The sequence below is a fragment of the Jeotgalibacillus soli genome, assembly GCF_000829435.1.
Classification (GTDB): Bacteria; Bacillota; Bacilli; order Bacillales; family Jeotgalibacillaceae; genus Jeotgalibacillus; species Jeotgalibacillus soli.
Genome location: NZ_JXRP01000013.1, coordinates 1 through 17,415, shown reverse-complemented (window position 1 = coordinate 17,415; position 17,415 = coordinate 1). Strand labels below are relative to the sequence as shown.

The 17,415-nt window shown below is 42.1% G+C and carries 17 protein-coding genes, 1 rRNA gene and 1 riboswitch; of the genes, 1 reads left to right on the top strand and 17 read right to left on the bottom strand.

Annotation, left to right across the window (positions count from 1 at the left end; genetic code table 11):
* Nucleotides 1-449 precede the first annotated feature (449 nt).
* From purD to KP78_RS07430, 15 genes are all read right to left on the bottom strand, one after another.
* Nucleotides 450-1,715 (bottom strand): phosphoribosylamine--glycine ligase, encoded by a 1,266-nt coding sequence (gene purD / locus KP78_RS07500; RefSeq protein ID WP_041087756.1) that lies wholly within the window; start codon nt 1,713-1,715, stop codon nt 450-452.
* A 140-nt stretch (nt 1,716-1,855) separates the two neighbouring features.
* On the bottom strand, nt 1,856-3,391 hold the full coding sequence (gene purH / locus KP78_RS07495) for a bifunctional phosphoribosylaminoimidazolecarboxamide formyltransferase/IMP cyclohydrolase (RefSeq protein ID WP_041087940.1): 1,536 nt from the start codon (nt 3,389-3,391) through the stop codon (nt 1,856-1,858).
* Between the two features lie 39 nt (nt 3,392-3,430).
* Nucleotides 3,431-4,027, bottom strand: a complete 597-nt coding sequence (gene purN / locus KP78_RS07490; protein ID WP_041087754.1) for a phosphoribosylglycinamide formyltransferase — start codon at nt 4,025-4,027, stop codon at nt 3,431-3,433.
* 29 nt (nt 4,028-4,056) lie between these two features.
* A complete protein-coding gene (gene purM / locus KP78_RS07485) occupies nt 4,057-5,103 on the bottom strand; it encodes a phosphoribosylformylglycinamidine cyclo-ligase (RefSeq protein WP_041087752.1) in 1,047 nt (348 codons plus the stop codon).
* Nucleotides 5,104-5,114: 11 nt separating this feature from the next.
* The gene (gene purF, locus KP78_RS07480) at nt 5,115-6,536 is read right to left on the bottom strand and encodes an amidophosphoribosyltransferase (RefSeq protein WP_041087750.1); all 1,422 of its coding nucleotides are present in this window, start codon (nt 6,534-6,536) and stop codon (nt 5,115-5,117) included.
* Nucleotides 6,521-8,740, bottom strand: coding sequence for a phosphoribosylformylglycinamidine synthase subunit PurL (gene purL / locus KP78_RS07475; protein WP_041087749.1), 2,220 nt, complete (start codon nt 8,738-8,740; stop codon nt 6,521-6,523). The genes purF and purL overlap by 16 nt, the downstream gene beginning before the upstream one ends.
* Nucleotides 8,724-9,410, bottom strand: a complete 687-nt coding sequence (gene purQ / locus KP78_RS07470; RefSeq protein ID WP_041087747.1) for a phosphoribosylformylglycinamidine synthase subunit PurQ — start codon at nt 9,408-9,410, stop codon at nt 8,724-8,726. The genes purL and purQ overlap by 17 nt, the downstream gene beginning before the upstream one ends.
* Nucleotides 9,407-9,661 carry a phosphoribosylformylglycinamidine synthase subunit PurS gene (purS, locus tag KP78_RS07465; protein WP_041087745.1) on the bottom strand — a complete coding sequence of 85 codons (255 nt, stop codon included), beginning with the start codon at nt 9,659-9,661 and terminating at the stop codon, nt 9,407-9,409. The genes purQ and purS overlap by 4 nt, the downstream gene beginning before the upstream one ends.
* Nucleotides 9,658-10,374 carry a phosphoribosylaminoimidazolesuccinocarboxamide synthase gene (purC, locus tag KP78_RS07460; RefSeq protein WP_041087743.1) on the bottom strand — a complete coding sequence of 239 codons (717 nt, stop codon included), beginning with the start codon at nt 10,372-10,374 and terminating at the stop codon, nt 9,658-9,660. The genes purS and purC overlap by 4 nt, the downstream gene beginning before the upstream one ends.
* A 286-nt stretch (nt 10,375-10,660) precedes the next feature.
* Complete coding sequence (gene purB, locus KP78_RS07455; protein WP_041087741.1) at nt 10,661-11,959, bottom strand: adenylosuccinate lyase; 1,299 nt, start codon at nt 11,957-11,959, stop codon at nt 10,661-10,663.
* 25 nt (nt 11,960-11,984) lie between these two features.
* A complete protein-coding gene (gene purK, locus KP78_RS07450) occupies nt 11,985-13,106 on the bottom strand; it encodes a 5-(carboxyamino)imidazole ribonucleotide synthase (protein WP_041087739.1) in 1,122 nt (373 codons plus the stop codon).
* Nucleotides 13,099-13,590, bottom strand: a complete 492-nt coding sequence (gene purE / locus KP78_RS07445; RefSeq protein ID WP_041087737.1) for a 5-(carboxyamino)imidazole ribonucleotide mutase — start codon at nt 13,588-13,590, stop codon at nt 13,099-13,101. Before purE ends, purK begins: the two co-directional genes overlap by 8 nt.
* Before the next feature lie 124 nt (nt 13,591-13,714).
* Nucleotides 13,715-13,903 (bottom strand): hypothetical protein, encoded by a 189-nt coding sequence (locus KP78_RS07440; RefSeq protein WP_041087735.1) that lies wholly within the window; start codon nt 13,901-13,903, stop codon nt 13,715-13,717.
* 91 nt (nt 13,904-13,994) lie between these two features.
* Nucleotides 13,995-14,096: riboswitch (purine riboswitch) on the bottom strand.
* 82 nt (nt 14,097-14,178) lie between these two features.
* A complete protein-coding gene (locus KP78_RS07435; RefSeq protein ID WP_041087733.1) occupies nt 14,179-14,376 on the bottom strand; it encodes an NETI motif-containing protein in 198 nt (65 codons plus the stop codon).
* Nucleotides 14,373-14,903, bottom strand: coding sequence for a DUF2179 domain-containing protein (locus KP78_RS07430; protein ID WP_422723699.1), 531 nt, complete (start codon nt 14,901-14,903; stop codon nt 14,373-14,375). Before KP78_RS07430 ends, KP78_RS07435 begins: the two co-directional genes overlap by 4 nt.
* Before the next feature lie 461 nt (nt 14,904-15,364).
* On the opposite strand from KP78_RS07430, the gene KP78_RS21190 reads away from it, so the two are divergent.
* Entirely contained in the window at nt 15,365-15,607 is a 243-nt protein-coding gene (locus tag KP78_RS21190) for a Gfo/Idh/MocA family oxidoreductase (protein WP_084219844.1), read from the top strand.
* Between the two features lie 558 nt (nt 15,608-16,165).
* On the opposite strand, the gene KP78_RS07425 is transcribed toward KP78_RS21190, so the two are convergent.
* Together KP78_RS07425 and rrf are read right to left on the bottom strand one after the other, a co-directional pair.
* Complete coding sequence (locus KP78_RS07425; protein WP_041087729.1) at nt 16,166-16,825, bottom strand: type 1 glutamine amidotransferase domain-containing protein; 660 nt, start codon at nt 16,823-16,825, stop codon at nt 16,166-16,168.
* Nucleotides 16,826-17,341: 516 nt separating this feature from the next.
* Nucleotides 17,342-17,415: ribosomal RNA gene (gene rrf, locus KP78_RS21185) — 5S ribosomal RNA — on the bottom strand; the annotation flags it as partial.

The window sequence follows — 17,415 nt, the reverse complement described above, 5'->3', positions numbered from 1 at the left end:
TAAAAAAACGAGGAAAGGATTAAATTTTTCATATTAAGAACAATTACCTCAATTATTCTACTGAATACTCTATTTATCTAATGATTTTTAAAAATACACTTTTTAATGTTCTTTATAAAGAAAAGTATATACTCTTAGTTATATAAGTGCATTTTCTTAATAAAGACCTATGATGATCTTTAGAGAGAAGAAATTTGCTGGATAGGATCGATGATAGAAGTAATGTAGAGGATTGAGTGATTTATATAGAAGTAATGAACCAAAATGCATGTTGTATATATTGAAATAGGGCATCTCTAAACCTATTTATTTTAAAGACCCTATCCCTCTGACCTGAAACTACTAATCTCACTGTTAGGCTTTTTCTCACAGTGATAATTGAATAATGATAAGACTTTACTGATAAAAAAAGAGGACGGTTTTTTAAACCATCCTCCTTCATCTGCTTCTTATTCTTTTATATAAATGGCACGATGCGCGATATCGCTGCGATAAAAAAGCCCTTCCGTGTTATATCCAGTAAGAGATTCATATACTTTTTGCTGCGCTTCTTTTACTGTATTTCCCTGTGCTGCAGCAAGCAAAACTCTTCCACCATTGGATACAAGCTTATTTTCTTTTCGTTCTGTTCCTGCATGAAAGATTAATGTATCATCTCTTGTCTCCTCGAAAGAATCCAGTGGAATATATTTATCATAGTCTCTTGGATATCCATTGGCAGCAAGTACAACACCTACTACATGCTGATCGCTCCACTCTAAAGAAGAAGCCTCTCCATTTAATAGAGAAATGACAGCTTGAGCAAAGTCTGATTTTAATCTCGGCAGGACAACCTGTGTTTCAGGGTCACCAAAACGGGCATTAAATTCAATGACCTTAGGTCCATTCTCAGTCAGAATTAGTCCTGCATACAGAACACCGGTAAAGGATCGATCTTCTTGTATCATTGCATCCACAACGGGTTTCACAATGGTCTCAAGTGCTTGTGCAGTGATCTCTTTCGTCATCTGAAGAACAGGTGAGTATGCTCCCATGCCTCCTGTATTCGGTCCTTGATCTCCATCAAACGCTCTTTTGTGATCCTGTGCCATTTCAAGCGGCAAAATGGTATCGTGATGGACAAGTGACATAAAAGAAAATTCTTCCCCTTCCAAAAATTCCTCAACGACAATTTGACGGGAGGAAGAACCGAATTGACCATGGACAAGCATATCTTCTACTGCAGAAAGCGCCTCTTCTTCCGTCATGGCTACAACTACACCTTTTCCGGCTGCAAGTCCGTCTGCTTTAATGACAATGGGTGCTCCTTGTTCTTTTATGTATGTTTTCGCTTCTTCTGCATCTGTAAACACTTCGTACCCGGCAGTTGGGACATTATATTTTTTCATTAGATCCTTCGCAAATGATTTGCTGCCTTCGATAATGGCTGCCTTTTGTGTTGGACCAAAAATCGCAAGTCCTTCTTTTTGAAAGGCGTCGACAATTCCTTCCGATAATGGCTGCTCAGGACCGACAATTGTAAGGGCAATTTGATTTTCTTTAGCAAACTGAATTAATGCAGGCTGGTCACTTTGACCAATTGCCACACATTCTGCATGTTGAGAAATCCCGGCATTTCCCGGTGCACAATAAACCTTTTCTACAGAAGGAGCCTGATCAAGCGTCCAGCAAATGGCGTGCTCTCTTCCTCCACTTCCGATTACAAGTACATTCATTTTTCATTCCTCCTATTGATTACGGTTATGATGGAAAAGGCTGACTCAAAACTTATGAGTCAGCCTCATTGACATGGACATGAATGATTGCGTGTGATGCTTTTGACATGGAACATTTCACGCTTTTAGTAAGGATTATATTAGTGTTTAAAGTGACGAACGCCCGTTAAGACCATTGCAATACCATAATCGTCCGCTTTGCGAATCGAATCCTCGTCGCGCACAGAGCCTCCTGGCTGAATGATCGCTGTAATTCCCGCTTTAGCAGCAGCTTCTACCGTGTCATCCATCGGGAAGAACGCATCGGATGCTAAACTTGCTCCTTTAGCACGTTCACCTGCCTGCTGCAGCGCAATGGCAGCCGCTCCTACCCGGTTCATCTGACCTGCTCCAATTCCGAGTGTCATTTGATCGTCAGAAACGACGATTGCATTTGATTTAACGTGCTTCACTACCTTCCAGCCCATCTTCATTGCGGCCCATTCTTCATCTGTAGGCTGACGTTTTGTCACAACGCGAACATCTGCATCTTCTAGTGTAAAGCTATCTTGATCCTGAACAAGCAAGCCGCCTTCAACTGAAGTATATACATACTCGTGATCCGTTTGACGATCGAAAGGAACCGTTAAAAGACGTAGATTCTTCTTTGACTTAAGTATTTCCAGCGCCTCTTCCGAAAACGCAGGCGCAATAATGATTTCAAGGAAAATGTCGACGAGCTTTTGAGCTGTTTTTCCATCCACTGCTCGGTTGAAAGCAACAATCCCTCCAAAAATAGAGGTTGGATCTGCTTCATACGCTTTTTCAAATGCTTCTGAAGGACTTGATCCCGTACCTACTCCACATGGATTCATATGCTTAACCGCAACCGCAGCCGCCTCATCATATTCTTTTACAATTTGAAGGGCAGCATCTGCATCTTTAATATTATTATAAGAAAGCTCTTTGCCGTGATGCTGGCGAGCATGAGCTATTGAAAATTCAGAGCCTAGCGGGTTACGGTAAAATGCCGCTTTTTGATGTGGGTTTTCTCCGTATCTAAGATCCTGCTTGCGCTCATATGTAATCGTCATGCGCTCAGGATTTTCTTCTCCTGCTACCTTCGTCAAATACTGTGAAATATACGCGTCATAAGCAGCTGTATGGCGGAAAACCTTTGCAGCAAGCTTGCGTCGAGTTTCAGCATCCACTTTACCATCCTGCTGCAGCTGCTCAATGACAGTACCATAATCAGCTGCATCCACAATTACTGTAATATATGCATGGTTTTTTGCAGACGCACGAAGCATCGTTGGACCACCAATATCAATATTTTCAATTGCTTCGTCAATGCTAACATTTGATTTAGCAATGGTTTGCTGAAAAGGATACAGATTGACACACACAAGGTCAATCGGCTTAATGCCTTGCTCTTCAAGCTGCTTAAGATGTGATTCATTATCTTGTTTTGCAAGCAATCCTCCGTGAATGGATGGATGAAGAGTCTTCACTCTTCCTTCCAATATTTCAGGGAATCCCGTTACTTCATCAACCCCCGTTACTTCAACATTGTTCTCCTTAAGCAGGCTCTTCGTTCCGCCTGTTGATAAAATTTCATAGCCTAGGGATTGAAGCGCTTCTGCAAATTCAATAATGCCTGTTTTGTCTGAAACACTTATTAACGCTCGCTTCGTCATAACAAAAAAATCCTCCATTCATTGTCTCTCTTATCCGCCTTACTTCTGTTGTAAAGATGGATCCTTTGCACCTGCAGTAAAAAGCATCTGCAATGTAGATGGATAAAGCTGATGCTCGATTTTATGAATCTGCTCTTCGATTGCGTCACGGGTCATCTCATCTTCACATTCAAACACTTGCTGAGAGATGATGGCACCAGTGTCCATCCCCTCATCTACGTAATGAACGGTGACACCAAAGATCTTTACCCCGTAATCAATTGCTTGTCCAATTGCGTCTTTCCCAGGAAAAGCAGGCAAAAGAGAAGGGTGAATGTTAATGATACGATTCTGATACTTCGTTAAGAGAACCGTTCCTATCAGTCTCATAAAGCCTGCAAGTACAATCCACTCAATCTCTTTCTCTGCCAGTTTTTCAGCAATTTCACGCTCATAGGCTTCCTTGGAGGAGAACTCCTTCGCTTGAAACGTAAGCACATCCACGCCAGCCTTTTGAGCTCTTTCCACAACATAAGCATTCGGCTTATCACAAACAAGCAGTTCGACCTTGGCCGCTAGTTCTCCTTGGTCAATGGCATCAACAATGGCTTGAAAATTACTGCCGCTTCCTGATGCAAACACAGCTATTTTCTTCATCATAAGCCTCCTGGTTTTACAATCTGTCATTAGAGAGCTGAATCTACAAATGTAACACGCTCGTCGTTTTCCTGTTTCGTCACTTGACCAATGATGTAGGCTGCTTCTCCGCGTGCATGCAAAGATTTAAGTGCATCATGAGCAGCATCCTTAGGTACAGCCACAACAAAGCCAATTCCCATATTAAAGACATGGAACAGCTCATCTGTCGTCATTTCAGCTGCTTCTCCAATCACCGAAAAGATTTCTTGGACCGGCCAGCTGCCTAGGTTAATCGATACACCCAAGCCGTCAGGAAGCATTCTCGGTAAATTTTCGTAAAATCCTCCGCCCGTCACATGAGCCATTCCTTTAATCTCAATTTCTTTACGCAAAGGCAAAATAGCTTTGGCATAAATTCTTGTTGGTGTGAGCAGCACATCGCCAAGCGGCTGCTCACAGCCCTCAAGTGGTTCAGCTAGAGAGTAGCCTTTTTTCTCAAGCAAGGCTTTACGTACGAGAGAATAGCCATTACTGTGAATACCGCTTGAAGGAAGACCAATTAATACATTGCCCGCTTCGATTCCTTCGCCTGTGATAATTTCCTTCTTCTCAGCGGCTCCAACAGCGAAGCCTGCCATGTCGTATTCGTCCTCTTCATACATGCCAGGCATTTCTGCCGTTTCACCGCCAATTAATGCACAGCCGGACTGTTCACATCCATCTGCAATTCCCCTGACAAGCTGCTCTATTTTTTCAGGTACTGCTTTTCCCACAGCCAGGTAATCCAAGAAATAAAGAGGCTCTGCACCTTGAGCGATTATGTCATTGACGCACATCGCAACACAATCGACACCGATTGTATCATGGCGATCCATTGCAAAGGCAAGACGAAGCTTCGTTCCTACTCCATCTGTTCCTGAAATAAGTACAGGCTCTTTGTAATTTAGTGATGACAGATCAAACATGCCTCCAAAGCTTCCAAACGGTCCCATTACACCTGGACGTGTTGTTCTTTTCACATGTTTTTTCATTCGTTCTACAGCTTCGTAGCCTGCTTCAATATCAACGCCAGCTTGGCGATAAGCATTCGACATCTTTCTTCCCCCTAGCGAATAAGCTCTTTCTCGTATGGATGCAACGTATCTGGATAGATTTCAGTCGGGTATTTCCCTGTAAAGCATGCAAGACAGTGCCCGCGGTTTTCATCGGTATCTTGACGACCAATGGCATTTACCAAGCCATCAACACTCAAAAAGCTTAATGAATCAGCACCAATAATCTTGCGAATTTCTTCTATAGAATTTTTAGAAGCAATTAATTCTTCATGCGTACTTGTATCGATTCCATAAAAGCATGGATTCTTTATAGGCGGTGAGCTAATGATTACATGCACTTCAGTTGCTCCAGCATCTTTAAGCATGTTGACGATTCTGCGGCTTGTCGTACCGCGTACAATCGAATCATCGACCATAACGACTCTTTTTCCCTCTACAACACCGCGCACAGGAGACAGCTTCATCTTCACGCCTTGCTCTCGCAGTTCTTGAGAAGGCTGAATAAAGGTACGTCCTATATAGCGGTTTTTAATCAAGCCCATTTCATACGGAATGCCCGTTGCCTCTGCATACCCGATCGCAGCGGAAATACTTGAATCAGGAACACCTGTTACAACGTCCGCTTCAACAGGAAATTCTACAGCCAGCTGCTTGCCTAGACGTTTGCGGGCACTATGAATATTTATCCCATCAATATCACTGTCTGGTCGTGAAAAATAAATATATTCCATTGAACAGATTGAACGATTTGTCGCGTACGTAAAACGTTCTGAACGCATTCCTTCATCGTTGATAATAATAATTTCTCCAGGTTCAACAGAACGAATATACTCCGCTCCAATAATATCAAACGCACACGTCTCAGATGCTACAACGTATCCATCTCCAATTTGGCCAAGAGACAATGGGCGCAAGCCGTTTGGATCCAACGCGACCATCAGTTCATTTTCCGTCATGATGACAAATGCATACGCACCTTTTAACATCGTGAGCGCGTTTTTCACGCGCTCCTTTAACTCATCGTAGCCGCTTCTTCTAATTAAATGCGCCAGCACTTCTGTATCAGAGGTTGTTTGCAAAATGCTTCCCTGACGTTCCAGCATGTGCTTCAATGCATTCGCATTAACTAAATTGCCGTTATGAGCAAGTGCAAGGCCCCCGGTTTGGGATTGAAAAAGCAATGGCTGAACATTTTCATATCCGCCGCCTCCAGCAGTTGCGTAGCGAACGTGGCCTACAGCTCCGTAGCCTTTTAATTCATCAAGCTTTGACTGGCTGAATACTTCAGTGACAAGTCCCTCACCTTTATATCCGGTAAGCTTCATTCCGTCCGACACAACAATACCGGCACCTTCTTGTCCACGGTGCTGCAGGCTTTGCAGACCATAGTAGGTTAATTGTGCCGCTTTTTCATGACCCCAAACTCCAAATACGCCGCACTCTTCATTTAAGCCTTTTAGTTCAGCAAGCATGAAATAGCTCCTCTCCAGCTCTTCTCATATTCTTTGACTGAGCGTTGGATAACTGTATTTCCTTCGTTGCGAATTACAAGTGTGTCTGAATCTGTTACTGTACCAATTTGAACAGCATCGCTTACAGCCGCTTCAAATGCCTCTTTTTGTTCTGCTGAAACAGATACCAAGAAGCGTGATTGTGTCTCACTAAATAGGGCTGTTACTGCCGAGCCAGTTGTATCAACATCCACACCCAGTCCATTTGTTCCAAAGACAGATTCTGCAAGGGCAACCGCTAGGCCACCTTCTGCTAGATCGTGGGCAGATTGAACAAGTCCTTGTTGAATTGCTTGCAATAGCACTTGTTGACGTTGTTTTTCTGTTTCTAAATCAAGGGCAGGCGATTGTCCGAAAATACGGCCATGAACAAGCTTTTGCAATTCACTGCCACCAAATTCTGTGTTCGTTTTCCCAATTAGATAGACGAGGTCGCCGGCTTTTTTAAACGCTTGTGTTGTAATATGTGATAGGTTTTCAATTAGACCAACCATTCCTACTACAGGAGTTGGGTAAACAGCGGTGCCGTTCGTTTCATTGTATAGCGAAACGTTCCCTCCAATGACAGGAGTATTAAGCTCACGGCATGCTTCACTCATTCCATCAACCGCTTTTTCCATTTGCCAGAAGATTTCCGGCTTTTCAGGGTTACCGAAATTTAAACAATCTGTGATTGCAAGCGGAATACCACCGGAGCAGACGATGTTACGTGCTGCTTCTGCTACAGCAATCTTGCCTCCAACTTCAGGATCAAGATATAAATAGCGTGAATTACAGTCCGTTGTCATCGCCAATGCTTTTTCCGTACCGCGAATTCTAAGCACAGCAGCATCTGATCCAGGCGCTACAACTGTATTTGTACGAACCTGATAGTCATATTGGTCATAAACCCATTCTTTACTTGCAATGGTTGGCTGCTGAAGTAATTGGTTAAGTGTTTCTTCAAGGTTTTCTACCTCTGGCTCAACATTTTCCATTGCTTTAAATTCACGATAGTATGCTGGTTCACTTGATGGCTTGTAGTAAACAGGTGCATCTTCAGCTAAAGCATCTACCGGAACATCCGCAACAACTTCTCCATTATGCAATAGACGAAGGTTATGATCATCCGTTACATGTCCAACTGACACACAATCAAGATCATATTTATGGAAAAGGTCCACAATTTCTTGCTCGCGTCCTTTTTCAATTACAATTAACATACGCTCTTGAGATTCAGACAGCATCATTTCATACGCTGTCATGCCTGTTTCACGCTGTGGTACCAGGTTAAGGTTCATCTCAATACCAGACCCGGCTTTACTTGCCATCTCAGCACTAGAGCTTGTGAGTCCTGCAGCACCCATATCCTGAATACCGATCAGCGCATCAGACTTAATTAGCTCAAGACATGCTTCAAGCAAGAGCTTCTCCATAAATGGGTCCCCAACTTGAACTGCCGGGCGCTTTTCATCAGAAGAGTCACTCAATTCCTCCGATGCAAATGTCGCACCGTGAATACCATCACGGCCCGTTTTCGCTCCAACGTACATGACTGTATTGCCGACACCCTTTGCCTGACCTTTTTGGATGTCTTTATGGTCAATTAAACCAACGCACATCGCGTTAACAAGCGGATTTCCATCATAAGAAGCGTCAAACTGAACTTCTCCGCCTACTGTTGGAATCCCAATACAGTTTCCGTAGCCTGCGATCCCTGCTACTACTTCTTCAAACAAGTATTTCACGCGAGGGGTTTGCAATTCTCCAAAACGAAGAGAGTTTAGCACAGCGATTGGTCTTGCTCCCATCGAAAATACGTCTCGAATAATTCCTCCCACACCTGTTGCTGCACCTTGATATGGCTCAATTGCAGATGGATGGTTATGGCTTTCAATTTTGAATGCTACCGCTTGTCCGTCTCCAATATCAACGATTCCGGCACCTTCACCAGGTCCCTGTAATACGCGTTCGCCAGTAACAGGGAATTTTTTAAGCAGCGGCTTAGAATTTTTGTAGCTGCAGTGCTCTGACCACATGACAGAAAACAATCCTGTTTCTGTATAGTTTGGAAGACGCCCTAAAATGTTCTCGACCATTTGGAATTCTTCATCCGTTAATCCCATTTGACTGTATATTTTTTCTTCTTTAATAATCTCAGCAGTTGGTTCAAGCAGTAACGACATTTGAGTCCCTCCAATGTTTCACAATTGATTGAAACAGTTTAAGTCCGTCTGCACTTCCTAACAGCGCATCCACGGCACGTTCTGGGTGAGGCATCATCCCAAGAACATTTCCTTTTTCATTGATGATTCCTGCAATATCTCCACGGCTTCCATTCGGATTCGTACCTGCATAGGTGAAAGCGATTTGTCCGTTCTCTTTTAACTGTTCGTAGGTTTCATCGTCACAGTAATAATTTCCCTCTCCGTGAGCAATTGGAATCTTGATTGTTTCATTAGGTACAAAGCCATTTGTAAACATAGTCTCGTTATTCTCAATACGCAAGCCAACCGTGCGGCACATAAATTTCAAATTGGTATTCCGCTGCATTGCACCTGGCAATAGGCCGGCTTCAAGCAGAATTTGAAAACCATTGCATACACCTAAAACTGGTTTGCCTTCCCCTGCAGCCTTAACAACCTCTTTCATTACGTTAGAAAAACGTGCAATGGCACCACAGCGTAAATAATCGCCATATGAAAAGCCGCCTGGCAGCAAAATCCCGTCATATCCGCTTAAATCCTCAGCATCATGCCAAACGTACTCAACCTCTTCGCCAAGCTCGTCTTTAATCGCATGATACATGTCAATATCACAGTTTGAGCCTGGGAATACAATCACAGCAAATTTCATCGTGTGACGGCCTCCTCCACCTCATACTCAAAGTCTTCAATAACCGTGTTAGCAAGAAGTTTCTCGCACATTTCTTTCACAACTTCATCTAATGGACGTTCAGTTGGCTCCATCGTAACTTCAAGGTATTTACCAATGCGAACATCTTGAACTTCTGTATAGTTCATAGCGTGCAATGAGCTTTTCACTGCAGTTCCCTGTGGATCTAGTACACTTTCTCTTAACGTGACATAAATTTTTACCTTCATCATGATGAAACGCCTCCCAATCGTGTGAATACCGTTTTATATGCATCTGTTAAACTGCCAAGATCTCTTCTAAAAACATCTTTATCTAGCTTTTCTTTTGTTTTTGAATCCCAAAGTCTGCAAGTATCAGGAGAAATTTCATCAGCCAATAGAATGGCTCCATCGCTGCCTCTTCCAAACTCCAGCTTGAAGTCAATTAAGTCCACTCCAATTTCATTAAAGAATGAAGTTAAAAATGTGTTAATTTCAAGCGCTTTTTGACGCAGCGTTACAAGTTCCTCTGGTGAAGCAAGCGACAAGATCGCAATGTGATCTTCATTGATAAGAGGGTCACCTAAATCGTCGTCCTTGTAATACCACTCAACGATAGTTTGCTTAAGCGGCAGTCCTTCTTCTAAGCCGATTCGTTTTGCTAATGTACCAGCAGCCACGTTTCTTACGACCACTTCAATCGGGATAATTTCCACATGTCGTACAAGCTGTTCGTGATCAGATAATCTTTTAACAAAATGAGAATCGATCCCTTGTTCCTTTAGCTTTTCAAACAGCAGACTAGTAATCAAATTGTTAAGCTGACCTTTGCCTTCAATTGTCGCTTTCTTCTCACCGTTAAAGGCTGTTGCGGAATCCTTGTACTCAAGCCAAAGAATTCCTTCTTCACTTGTTGAATACAAACGTTTCGCTTTGCCTTCATATAGCAGCTGGCCTTTTTCCATGTGTTTGTCACTCCTTGAAAGTCATAATATTGGCACGATTATTAAAATAAAGGGGCCGGGGTGAGACTAAATATCCTCACCAACCCGATTTTTATTCCTTTGGCTTAGTTCAACGTGACTGTTGATTTCCACTTCAAGCGCTCGCCTTCCGCGGGGCGGGCGGTGAGCCTCTCAGGTCGCAGGCGCACCTGCTTGAGTCTCACCTGTCCCACTTCAGCCCGCAGGAGTCTCGCGTATCCGCTCCAATTAACGCTGTTCAAAAATCAACAATGGACTTTAACATAAGCTATTCGTTTAAGCCAAGACGGGTAAAGATTGTGTCAACATGCTGCAGATGATAATTGTAATCGAAGCAGTCAGCAATCTCTTCTTTTGATAGTTTAGAGGTGATGGCTTCTTCAGACTCAATAAGCTCACGGAAATGAACCTGCTTTTCCCACGCTTCCATTGCTTTTGGCTGAACCGTATCATATGCTTCTTCACGAGATAGCCCTTTGTCAATGAGCGCAAGCAGTACACGCTGAGAATAAATTAGGCCGAGCGTACGGTCCATATTGCGTTTCATATTTTCAGGGAATACCGTTAGATTTTTAACGATATTGCCAAAACGATTTAACATATAATTAAGCGCAATTGTCGCATCCGGCAGGATCACACGCTCTGCAGATGAGTGAGAAATATCGCGCTCATGCCAAAGTGGTACATTTTCATAAGCCGTCAGCATATAGCCACGAATTAGACGTGCAAGGCCCGTCATATTCTCAGATCCAATTGGATTGCGTTTATGCGGCATTGCAGATGAACCTTTTTGACCTTTTGCAAAGAATTCTTCCACTTCACGAGTCTCACTCTTTTGAAGACCGCGAATTTCAACAGAAAACTTCTCAACTGATGTGGCGATTAATGCAAGTGTTCCCATATAATCCGCATGACGGTCACGCTGCAATGTTTGTGTGGAAATTGGCGCCGCTTGTAAACCGAGCTTTTCACACACATACGCTTCCACAAAAGGATTGATGTTTGCGTACGTACCAACTGCACCTGACATTTTACCGAATTCAACGCCCGCTGCTGCTGCTTTAAAGCGTTCCAAGTTACGCTTCATCTCTTCATGCCAAAGTGCAAGCTTTAAGCCAAACGTTGTCGGCTCGGCATGTACACCATGCGTACGCCCCATCATCACCGTCAATTTATGTTCTTTTGCTTTATTTGCTAAAATATCAATAAAGTTTTCAAGATCTTTTAATAGAAGCTCGTTTGCTTGTCGCAATAGATACGATAGAGCCGTATCAACTACGTCAGTAGATGTTAGTCCGTAATGAACCCACTTCTTTTCCGCACCAAGTGTTTCAGAAACGGCACGTGTAAATGCAACCACATCGTGGCGTGTTTCTTCTTCAATGGCTTTAATACGATCGACATCAAATGATGCATTTACTCGAATCTTTTGCACGTCTTCTTTTGGGATGTCTCCAAGCTCTGCCCAAGCCTCGCATGCTAAAATTTCTACCTCTAACCAAGCTTGAAAACGGTTTTGTTCAGTCCATATTGCGCCCATTTCCGGACGTGTATAGCGTTCGATCATGTCGTCATTCCTCCGATTTTTTTCTTCATTTCCAAATTTGCGATTCATCAATTTCATTCAGAGTTTGTTCGATATTATTCGTTAAAATCGTAACATGCCCCATTTTACGATCATGCTTCGGTTCTGATTTTCCATACAGATGAATGGACCAATCAGGATACTGGTCAATTGCATGTAAAATTGGCTCAATATGCTGGCCTAATAGATTGACCATTATGACCGGCTTGAGCAGCTCTGTGCTTTTTAACGGCCAGTTTGCAATTGCTCGTATATGCTGGTGAAACTGTGATGTCAGGCTTGCTTCTATTGAAAAGTGACCAGAATTATGAGGTCTTGGCGCCAATTCATTTACAAAGATTTTATCATCAGCTGTGACAAACATTTCGACTGCAAGTGTACCAACTAATTCAAGTTTATCCGCAATTTTCACCGCTAGTTCAAGCGCCTGCCGTGAAACACTATCAGAGATCCTTGCCGGAACGATGGTTTTATGAAGGATATGATTCACATGAATATTTTCTCCGACTGGCAGCGTCGTTGTTTGTCCGTTTTGATTCCGGTGTACAATGACTGATATTTCTTTCGTAAAATCAATAAATGCCTCTACTACACAAGGGCCATTTTTTTGAACAAGCTCTGCTGCCTCTGTAAGATCTGCAGCGGAATTTATTTTCACCTGTCCTTTTCCATCATATCCCCCGGTCGCTGTCTTTAAAACAGCCGGAAAACCGAACGTTTTTATATTATCATATATTTCATGTTCGTGTTCAAAGATTTCATATCGTGCGACTGGTACACCTGCGGCCTCAAGCATTTGTTTTTCATAACGGCGATCCTGCGTAATCCGGATGATTTCTGATCCTTGAGGAACAACTGCAATCGTTGATAACCATTTCAAGGCATCTGCGTCGATATTTTCAAATTCATAGGTAATGACATCACTGACTTCAGCCAGTCTTTTTAACGCATCACGATCGTCAAATGCAGCCGTAATTTCAATATCTGCTACCTGACCGCATGGAGAATTTTTGGTTGGATCAAGTACTGCGATCTTAAACCCCGCTTCCTTTGCTGCCAAAGCCATCATTCTTCCAAGCTGCCCACCACCAATAATTCCAATGGTTTGACCTGGCAATACTTTACTCATACAGTTCACCGCTGCTTTCAAGCACTTTTTCTTTGCTAGCTTCTCTTCTTATCGCAATTCGTTCAGCAAGTTCCGGATCAAAGGATGACAGTATTTGAGCAGCTAGAAGACCTGCATTTGTAGCTCCCGCATCTCCAATTGCAACCGTAGCAACAGGAATTCCTCCAGGCATTTGAACAATGGATAATAAGGAATCCAATCCGTTTAAAGCCTTTGATTGAACCGGCACACCAATCACAGGAAGGGTCGTTTTAGCAGCCACCATACCAGGAAGATGGGCAGCGCCTCCCGCTCCTGCAATAATAACCTTCAGCCCCTTCTCTCGGGCGCTTTCGGCATATTCAAACATGAGATCAGGAGTGCGGTGCGCACTCACTACCTGCTTTTCATATAGTACATTTAATTCCTCTAAAACCTGACAAGCCTTCTTCATCGTCGGCCAATCCGATGTACTACCCATAATTACTCCAACTACTGCCGTCATCATCTCACTCCAATAACGTTTAATAACGACAAAATTCGCCGTTTGTATAAGAAAAGCTGAAAGCGGTCGTTCAGCTGCGACAAGCACAGGGCGAGTTGACTAATTGGCGCTCTTTGCCAATAAGTCAGCTTGACTTGTGACCTCGAGCAGCTACCGCTTGAAGCTGGATCACTAGAAAAGCTGAAGTGGCTCGCTCATCCCCGACAAGCATAAGACGCAATGCACTGGTTGGCGTTCTTTGCCAGCTGGGGCATTGTGGCTTATGACCTCGAGGGGCTAGCCACTGAAGCTGGATCAAAAAAGAAAAACCCACGTCAACAAATTCCCCTATTTATATGAAGGAAAGTTGTTCACCTGGGTTCCGAATTTTATCCCTATACCTACCAATTTAGGTAAAGAAAATCCAAGGCATCACTTTCCCTCATAGTCTAGTTATTTACGGTTACTAGGTAGAAACTTATGGGCCATATTCCCAAGATTATATGAGGTCGAAATGCATTATTCGTTTCAGTAAATTACTATAATCATCATAACAAGCTGACATCATCACGTCAACCTTATAAGCGAACAATAATTATAACATTATAATCATTGTTCGCTTTTTATCCCTTGAAATCGTATTTTTTGCCGAATTGGAACTCTTTTTACAGAGGAACCTTCTGTTATTTCTTGAAACATCGGTTCCTCTATCCGACGAATTGGCATAAAGCCGCTCGCCGCCATTCGATTAAGACAATCATCAATGGTTTCATTTTCTTCTACATCAAACCACTTTTTTTCACTCATCTTGCCTGCTCCCTTGCCATGCTTTTGCGAACACTTTTAACCCAGAAGCCACCATGAATGGTCTTCGGTTCATAAGCAATAATAAATGCCTTTGGATCCATCTCCTTAATCATCTGGTAAAGTTTTAACTCATATTTTCTTGGTGTAAGAATTTGCATGGCCATGCGGTCTCCTTCTAATCCGTTTGCTGCCCAATCCGTTACCCCATAGCCCTTTTCACGTAATTGCTTAGGAAGGTTGATACCATTATCCATCACTATTACATTAACGGTAATATAGCCTAAAGCCAGCTTTTCTTCAATTTTCATGCCAATAATCACACCAAGTCCATATCCCACTGCGTATGCTGCCAGGTTTTGAATTTCATTTAGATTATCTAAAACAAGCCCTAAGCCCACTACATAGATTACCACTTCAACCATACTAACTGCTGCTGCTATATAACGGTACCCCTTTAGCGTTAAGATCATACGCATTGTAAAAAAGGAGACATAAAATATATTGATCACAAAGATAATTGCCATCATGACTAATCCACTTTCAAGCAAAACTGTTCCTCCTTTTCACCTTGAATAAAGAAGTTTCTCTCTTGAGAAAACTTTCTATCCATTCGAACTCAAGTGCAATCCTACTAGTACAGGGATCAATTGTAAAGGACATTCGTAATTTTTAATAAAAATGTATTATTGTGAAAATATCTCCTCTTCTCTTGTTCAATTTTCTAAATGCTGTAATACAGTTAAAATAAAATTGAAGCGGTGATTTTCCAATGACACCCCGGTTAAAATAGGTATCATCGGTTTAGGCGCAATTGGTGAACGTCTATAATTAAACAACTTCTTTTACACTCTCATATAAAGGTTGCACCGATCTGTGATACAAATGAAGAACGGATGGAAGAGCTCTCTAGTAACTATTCATATAGTGCAATGCACTATACCTCTATTGATCAGCTCCTAGCAAATTCTGAAATTAATAGTATTTATATATTGCCGTTCCTCCAAAGTGGCACGGCGCTTTCACGTTAAAAGCTTTTAAGGCCGGAAAACGCGTCCTTTGTGAAAAAACGTTAGCCCACTCACTAGCAGAAGCAAGAGAAATGGCAGATGCTTCCTTGAATTCAAATAAGATCAACGCTATTCACTTTCCTTTACATTGTTTAAAGGAAGTAGCATTACTAAAAGAAAACTATATAATGGCACTATCGGCACCATTAGACGTGTTGAACTAACCATGCACTTTGAACAACGGCCTCGTTTTTGGCAGCAAAATAAATGGGTTGCCAAAAGAGAACAAGGCGGCTTTATTCGTGAAATTACCCGCACCTTTTACAGCTTACACAGGAGCTTATTGGGAACATAGTTGATGTAGACAGTGCCGTTGATTATCCAGTTGATAAAACCTAAGTGAAGAGGGGATCATCGCACACTGAACACTGGCAAACGGTGTTAAAGTATTAATTAACGGACTCAGCCCCATTGGATATAAAGACGAACTTTTTTATCGTATTTATAGTGATAATGGTGTCCTTTCTCTTGATCACTGGGCTGAACTAAAAGAAGGGAATGCCTATTCTCCTCTTGCACTGATTCAAGATAGAGAGAAGAAAGCAGCACCTGGCATTATTAGTGTATTTGTTAAAGCTGTTCAAGGAGCACCAACAGACCTCATTTCATTTAAAGAAGATTCAAAAATACAAGAAACACTCGAATTACTTTTGCAGCAAAATTAATTCAAAAGAGAAAAGAACACGGAAATGGCTCCGCGTTCTTTTTTATTGGTTCTATTATTAACCTAATGCAGCAACAAAAGCTTCCGCTGTTTTTTGGCTAGATTGAGGATTTTGACCGGTAATAAATTTCCCATCTATCATCACATGATTTGCCCAATTCCCTTGCGCTACAAAGTGAGCACCTTCTTCTTCAAGCTTTGATTGAAGTAGAAATGGCATTAACTCATCAAGACCAGTGTCCTTTTCCTCAGCATTTGTAAATGCAGTCAGCTTTTTCCCCTTAACTAATGGCGTACCGTCAGACAATTCAACTCCAACAAAACCTGCTGGACCATGGCAAACCGCGCCAATGACCTTATTATTCTCAGCGAAGTGAGCAAGCCCATCCTGTAAATGAGGCTCTTCTGGAAGATCGAACATTGTTCCATGCCCACCCGGCAAGAAAATCCCATCAAAATGTTCAAACACTACGCTTGAAAGCAGCTCAGTCTTTTCAAGCTTTTCCTGTGCTTTTTTCCATTCTTCCGGCTGTTCGTCCTCTAAACTATTGGGATCGATCGGAATCCCTCCGCCTTTTGGGCTCACAACTGTCACATTAAAATCATTTTTTTTAAATTCTACATAAGGCTCTGCAAACTCAGACAGCCATAACCCTGTTGGATGATCCGCATCAATTTCACTCGTATTCGTTAAAACCATTAATACATTTTTAGACATTTTCGCATTCCACCTTTTTGGTTATTGGTTTGCACTCTTTATGTATTACCCGGTTGGGGAAAAAGTAAACTTGTACTGAATGAAGAATTCTTGAATGATTATTCTTTTAGGAACAGGGAAAGTCGTGTGCAGATGACCTTTGTTTGGTTCGGTGGATTTTCTGAAAGTGAAATCTTTTTTCTGGAATGTTATTCACAATTACCTTAGTTTTATTTATTTTTGTTTTTTCTTATCATCACAGCACTTTTCGCAATATATTTTCGCTGTAAAGGCTTTAATTTAAGTCATCTCTTCTCTTTCAGGATAACGTATTTTTACTTAAACCCTCTTCATTCCCTTGAATTTCTTTGTCATATTTTGAACATTTAGCTGTTTTTTTAAACACTTTTGCCCCCCTATCTGCAATAAATAGAAAACGACAATGTAATGAATACCCTCAAAAAGGTTTGCCTATTTACGTAATAAAATTTAAACACAAAAAAACCGCCACCTTTCGGTAACAGTTCTTTTTCAAGTGCCTAGCGACGTCCTACTCTCACAGGGGGAAACCCCCAACTACCATCGGCGCTGAAGAGCTTAACTTCCGTGTT